Origin of the sequence: Clostridium sp. (assembly GCF_051278035.1) — a bacterium.
Classification (GTDB): Bacteria; Bacillota; Clostridia; order Clostridiales; family Clostridiaceae; genus Clostridium_AD.
Map to the genome: position 1 here is coordinate 1 of NZ_JBNMNU010000220.1, position 6246 is coordinate 6246.

The following is a 6246-nucleotide window of genomic DNA, read 5'->3' on the forward strand; positions in this document are numbered from 1 at the left end:
TTAGAAGGAAAAAATGCTGCTAAGTTTTTAACTGATAAATACGGTAAAGACGGTGAAGTAAATATAGTTGAGCTTCAAGGAACAGTGGGATCAGTGCACAAGTAGATCGTATGGCTGGATTTAAAGAAGGAATAAAAGATTTCCCTGGACTTAAAATTATAAAATCACAAACTGGTGATTTTACTCGTGCAAAAGGTAAGGAAGTTATGGAAGCTTTCTTAAAATCAGATGGAAAGAATATTGAAGTTTTATATGCTCATAATGATGATATGGCAATGGGCGCTATTCAAGCAATTGAAGAATATGGTCTAAAACCAGGAGAAGACATAATTATAGTTTCAATTGATGGAATCAAAGATGCATTTACTGCAATGTCAGAAGGCAAAACCAACTGTATAGTTGAATGTAATCCGCTCCTTGGACCACAACTTGCTCAAGTTGCAAAAGATTTAGTAGCAGGTAAGACAGTAGATAAATGGATAAAATCAGAAGAGGGTGTTTTTGTAGGAGCTGAAGAAGCTACAGCGGCATTACCTGAACGTAAATATTAATTCATTAAATATTAGGGGCATTTAAATAAATAACAAGTAAGTATGGTTATTTGTTTGTATGCCCCTTATGTTATAAAAAATCATGTTATTTAAATTCTTAAAGGAGGGAACGTCTCATGGCTGACAGTAATATAGTTTTAGATGTGCTCGGAATATGCAAGACATTTCCAGGTGTAATAGCTCTTTCATCCGTTGATTTTCAACTTAAAAAGGGTGAAATTCATACACTTATGGGCGAAAATGGAGCGGGGAAATCAACCTTGATTAAAGTCCTTACTGGAGTGCACCAAATTGACGAGGGAAAAATATTTTTGAGAGGTAAAGAAATTAGAATTACTTCCACAGGGGCTGCTCAAAAACATGGCATTAGTACTGTTTATCAAGAGGTTAACTTATGTTTAAATTTAACTGTGGCTGAAAATATATATATAGGTCGTGAGCCAATGAAAAGGGGCTTAATTGATTGGGATACAATAAATAAAAACGCTAAAAATTTATTAGAAGAGAGACTTAATCTAAAAATAGATGTAAAAAAATTATTGTCTTCTTATTCAGTGGCAATACAGCAAATGGTCGCAATTGCACGCGCAGTTGATATTTCAAGAGGGATACTTATATTAGACGAGCCTACTTCAAGTTTAGATAGTAATGAAGTAAAAGAACTGTTCAAGGCCATGAGAAAATTGAAAGACGATGGTATGTCAATTGTTTTTGTCACTCACTTTTTGGATCAAGTATATCAAATATCTGATAGAATAACTGTACTAAGAAATGGTGAATTTATTGGAACTTATGAAGCAAGCAAGCTCTCTCGAATTGATTTAATATCTAAAATGGTAGGCAAAGAATTTAACGATATTGAGAGGACAGATAAAAAGCTTAAAGAAGTAAGAATTAAACCAATTGAGGGTAATTATGTGAAGGCATGTAAATTAGGAAAAAGAGGTACAATAGAACCTTTCGATATAGATATAAAGCCAGGAGAGATTCTAGGATTTGCAGGGCTACTCGGATCTGGAAGAACTGAAACTGCAAAACTAATATTTGGTATTGATAAAGCTGATCATGGAACAATAAGTATCCGTGGCAAGGTGTATTCTTATATTAACCCACTTAAAGCTATTAAAGAAGGTTTTGGGTTTTGTCCTGAAGACAGGAAGGTTGAAGGAATAATTGGTGAATTATCAATTAGAGAGAATATAATATTAGCACTTCAATCGAGCATGGGGATTTTTAAATATTTGCCAATGAAAAAACAACAAGAAATTTCAGAAAAGTATGTAAAGTTATTAAAAATATCTACACCTAGTATTGAAAAAAGGATTGATAATTTAAGTGGAGGAAACCAACAAAAGGCAATACTCGCAAGATGGCTTGCAACAAATCCTAAGATTTTAATTCTAGATGAGCCTACGAGAGGAATTGATATAGGTGCAAAAAGTGAAATAATGAAACTTGTAATTAGACTCGCGTCTGAGGGGATGACAATTATATTTATATCATCTGAGCTTCAGGAAATGGTAAGATGCTGCGATAGGGTACTAGTGCTACGGGATAGGATGATTATTAGAGAATTAATAGGTGAAGAAATACAGGAACAAACCATTATGGAAACTATTGCGGGGGAAGGTATAAGTTATGGAAAAAACTAAGCATGAGAATAGTCTTATGAAATTTTATAATATGGCAATGTTTTGGCCGTTGATGTGTTTGATTTGTATTATTTTTATAAATTTTATTGTAAACCCTGCGTTCTTAAAAATAGAAATGAGAGATGGGCATTTATTTGGAAGTATAATAGATATATTAAACAGAGCATCTCCACTTATTCTTATATCCCTTGGAATGACAATTGTAATTGCAGTTCAAGGAATTGATATTTCAGTAGGATCTGTAATTGCAATAAGTGCCTGTGTTTCAGCTACTGTAATAGTAAATGGTGGCCCCGTAATTATGGCTGTTTGTGCTGGACTCCTCGCTGGACTACTTTGCGGCATGTGGAATGGACTTTTAGTTACATATATTGGGGTACAACCAATGGTTGCTACATTAATTCTGTATATTGTAGGTAGGGGGATAGCGCAATTAATAACTGATGGCAAGATACTTACTTTTACAAATGAAGCTTTTATTTACATAGGTACTGGATATTTACTAATACCTATATCAGTATACATTGCCATAGCTGTTATATTTATAATATATTTTATCATGAGAAAAACTTCTCTCGGACTATTTGTCGAGGCAATAGGTGTTAATAGAGAAGCAAGTAGATTTTCAGGAATAAATTCGACTAAAGTGTTTTTTTCACTTTATGCTATATGTGGTTTACTTGCAGGACTCGCAGGAATCATAATATGTTCAAATATAAAAAGTGCAGATGCTAACAATGGGGGGCTGTGGTTAGAACTTGATGCAATACTCGCAGTAGTTATAGGTGGTACATCCATGTCAGGTGGAAGATTTTATTTGGGAGGAACTGTTGTAGGGGCACTATTTATACAAAGCCTTACTACAACTATATATTCTATCGGAGTTCCGCCGGAGGTTACACTTGTAGTTAAAGCAATTGTTGTTATAACGGTTGTTCTCATTCAGTCTCCAATATTTAGAAAGATGTTAAAGGGAAATAGTTTATTTCAAAGACTTAAGAAAAAGAAGGTGGCAAAAGTATGAAAAAGAAGGTTGCAATTTTTTCTCTATTTGGAATTAAACAATCCAACGTTTTAATTTATGCCACTATAATATTATTCACAATACTATTTGCAATTGGGTCAATAAGTTATGATAACTTTTTTACACCTCAAGTATTTGCTAATTTATTTATTGATAATGCATATCTTATAGTTGTGGCCGTGGGAGAAACGGTTGCAATACTAACGGGAGGGATAGATTTCTCTGTTGGAGCTATGGTTGCGTTTGTAAGCATGATTGCTGCTGATTTACTTAAAAAAGGAGTGAATCCAATTGTAGTCATAGTTTTTGTGTTATTTGTAGGTATGATTTTTGGAACGGTTCAAGGGTTTTTGATTCAAAAATTTAAGCTTCATCCTTGGATTGTTACTTTGGCCGGTATGTTTTTCGCTAGAGGCTCAAGTTATTTAATAAGCATCAATAGTATTACAATAAAAAATCCGGTTTTTACAAGTATATCTAGTCTAAGGATACCAATTGGGTTCGGAAGCCATATTTCAGCAAATGTTGTGGTAAGTTTAATAGTTGTTGCTGCAGCAACGTATATATTAAAATATACTAAGTTTGGAAGAACAATATATGCTATTGGTGGAAATGAAAATTCGGCAATGCTTATGGGTCTCCCTGTTTCAAAAACTAAAATATTAGTTTATACATTTTCAGGATTTTGTTCGGCGCTTGGAGGACTTCTTTTCACAATATATACTCTTTCAGGATATGGACTTCATTGTAATGGTATGGAAATGGATGCCATAGCGGCCTGTGTAATCGGTGGAGTTTTATTAACCGGTGGAGTCGGTTCTGCTATAGGACCTATGTTTGGGGTACTTACTACTGGAGTTATTCAAAATCTAATAATGTTTCAAGGAACTCTTAACTCTTGGTGGACCAAAATAGCAGTAGGAATGTTGCTTTTCATATTTATTGCTCTGCAAAGAGTCATTGTAATTAGAAATGGTAAAAGAAAAACTTTTGTTTCTAAATCAAGTGAAAAGACAATTGAAAATCAAGTTATAACGCCCCTTAATTAAAATTAATATAGATAAGATGTATAAAAGCACCCTAGTAATTTATAAAGGGTGCTTTTATATTGTGTAAATATGGATTATGATATTAGTGTAGTTAATTTAACATGAAGGAGGAGTAAAATGAAAAATTTTAGTGTTAAATTCTTAAATAAATTATAGGAAGTAAACTTACTTTTTATTTCTCCTTAGTAATTTTAATTCCAATTATTACGATCTCAATTTTAGGCAATTTGTTATATAAAAATTCAATTACCGACCAACAAGATGAAAATGTAAAGCAGATGGCAAAACAAATTAGTAACAATATAGATTTTTATATAAAGGATACAGAAAACATAATTAATTTTTTATCGCAAGACCCGAGAGTTTTAAAATTTCTAAATAGTGATATTTCTAAAATTGATGTAGATTTAAAAGTTGTTGAGGAAGAGGTATCAAAGGCTATATATAGCTATACCACTTTTCATCCTGAAATAGCTGGTATAGTTGTAGTTAATAAAAATGATATTTTTATAAGTGATGTTATGGGTAGGAACTCAAGAGACCCTCTTACAAATGAAAATTGGTACGTTTTGGCTTCGGAAAACCCTGATACCATGCATCTTTTTAGTAAACCTGTGGGTAGAAACATTAATAATATCTTTCAATACAGTGCCGATGAGGTAGTATCAATGTCAAAAGCTATAATTAACAAAAAAATTGGAAAGTGCATTGGTGTAATTCTTATAGACATGAAGCTAGATATTATTAAAAGTGTAATAGAAAATGCTAAACCAGCTAAGACAGGGTTTGTATATATTGTAGATAGTAATGGAGAAATAGTATATTCTCCGGTTAATGAAATAGTATATAGGATAAAAGATGACTGGATAGAGAACTCAAGTGATGAAATTTCAATTAAGAGAATTAAGGATATGGATTATGTAATAATTCATAGTGCTTCAACCTATACTGGTTGGAAAACTGTGGAGGTATTCACCTTAAATGAAAGTTTAAAGGTTATAAACTCCTTGGCATATTACTCTATCATTATTGCAATTATTACCCGGCTTATTGCTGAGATTTTGGCTATATTTTTTACGAGGTCCATAGTCAAACCAATCTATGGTAAGAGAGATTAAAAAATTAGTCAATTTAGTTCAAATTGAAGCTAAAATGAAAAGAAAAGCAGAAATAAGTATTTTACATTTTATTAAAGGCGTTTCCAAGTTCACCAATCTCATCATTATATTTACTATTAAAAACTACATCAAAATCTCCTTCTTCAGTTTTTTTCATAAGCCTTTTCAATTTAGGTTCTGGATACATTAGAATAAGTGGTGAAATTAAAGATGAGAAAATTTATTTTATTGTTCAAGATAACGGTATAGGAATAAAGGAAGAGAAACTAATACAAATTAATGAAATGCTTATGGGGAAAACTACTTCAAGTACTGTGATTGGATATGGTATTTTTAATGTAAATGAAAAAATAAAATTGACTTATGGAGAGGGGTTTGGGCTGAAGTACAATAGCATATATGGAGAAGGAACTACTGTGGAGCTTTGGCATCCGATTATTAGGAATTAAATTTGAACCATGCGTATCGTGATGTGATATATTGAGTTATATATACTTATATGTAGTAATGTGAATCTAATTTAGATAGAAGGCATATACCATGAGATTATGCTCATATTTATGTGATAGAATATTCCTTGTCGTCGCAAAGCGGTGGCGAATTAAGTTAAATGTTTATTATTATCCAACTAGATTTTAAATGAAAATAAATTTTAGAAACTTGTTGACAGATAAGGAAACATCTAGTATTATAGTAGAAGTCGTCAGCAATTGACGAAAGCAAATAACAAATTGGTCTTTGAAAATTAAACAGAGAAATAGGTAAAGATAGCAAAATAATATTTTGCTAAACCAGTTAATTACTTTAGTAAATAAAGTAAATTTTAGTCGTAAGACTAAATAGTATGTAATG

General features: G+C 32.0%; 7 protein-coding genes. 6 read left to right on the plus strand and 1 reads right to left on the minus strand.

The genetic code is table 11. The features are described from left to right. Nucleotides 1-110: 110 nt before the first annotated feature. The 5 genes from ACJAX4_RS21320 (at nucleotide 111) to ACJAX4_RS21340 (ending at nucleotide 5394) form a co-directional block, all read left to right on the plus strand. Nucleotides 111-551: a substrate-binding domain-containing protein gene (locus ACJAX4_RS21320; protein WP_435791451.1), complete on the plus strand. Its 441-nt coding sequence runs from the start codon at nucleotides 111-113 to the stop codon at nucleotides 549-551. Between the two features lie 116 nt (nucleotides 552-667). After that, nucleotides 668-2203 (plus strand): sugar ABC transporter ATP-binding protein, encoded by a 1536-nt coding sequence (locus tag ACJAX4_RS21325; protein ID WP_435791452.1) that lies wholly within the window; start codon nucleotides 668-670, stop codon nucleotides 2201-2203. Beyond that, complete coding sequence (locus ACJAX4_RS21330; protein WP_435791453.1) at nucleotides 2190-3227, plus strand: ABC transporter permease; 1038 nt, start codon at nucleotides 2190-2192, stop codon at nucleotides 3225-3227. The genes ACJAX4_RS21325 and ACJAX4_RS21330 overlap by 14 nt, the downstream gene beginning before the upstream one ends. Continuing rightward, entirely contained in the window at nucleotides 3224-4276 is a 1053-nt protein-coding gene (gene yjfF, locus ACJAX4_RS21335) for a galactofuranose ABC transporter, permease protein YjfF (RefSeq protein WP_435791454.1), read from the plus strand. Before ACJAX4_RS21330 ends, yjfF begins: the two co-directional genes overlap by 4 nt. 227 nt (nucleotides 4277-4503) lie before the next feature. Next, nucleotides 4504-5394: a cache domain-containing protein gene (locus ACJAX4_RS21340; RefSeq protein WP_435791455.1), complete on the plus strand. Its 891-nt coding sequence runs from the start codon at nucleotides 4504-4506 to the stop codon at nucleotides 5392-5394. 61 nt (nucleotides 5395-5455) lie between these two features. On the opposite strand, the gene ACJAX4_RS21345 is transcribed toward ACJAX4_RS21340, so the two are convergent. Then, the gene (locus tag ACJAX4_RS21345; RefSeq protein WP_435791456.1) at nucleotides 5456-5551 is read right to left on the minus strand and encodes a HAMP domain-containing protein; all 96 of its coding nucleotides are present in this window, start codon (nucleotides 5549-5551) and stop codon (nucleotides 5456-5458) included. Between the two features lie 70 nt (nucleotides 5552-5621). On the opposite strand from ACJAX4_RS21345, the gene ACJAX4_RS21350 reads away from it, so the two are divergent. After that, on the plus strand, nucleotides 5622-5843 hold the full coding sequence (locus tag ACJAX4_RS21350) for a sensor histidine kinase (RefSeq protein ID WP_435791457.1): 222 nt from the start codon (nucleotides 5622-5624) through the stop codon (nucleotides 5841-5843). Nucleotides 5844-6246: the final 403 nt, after the last annotated feature.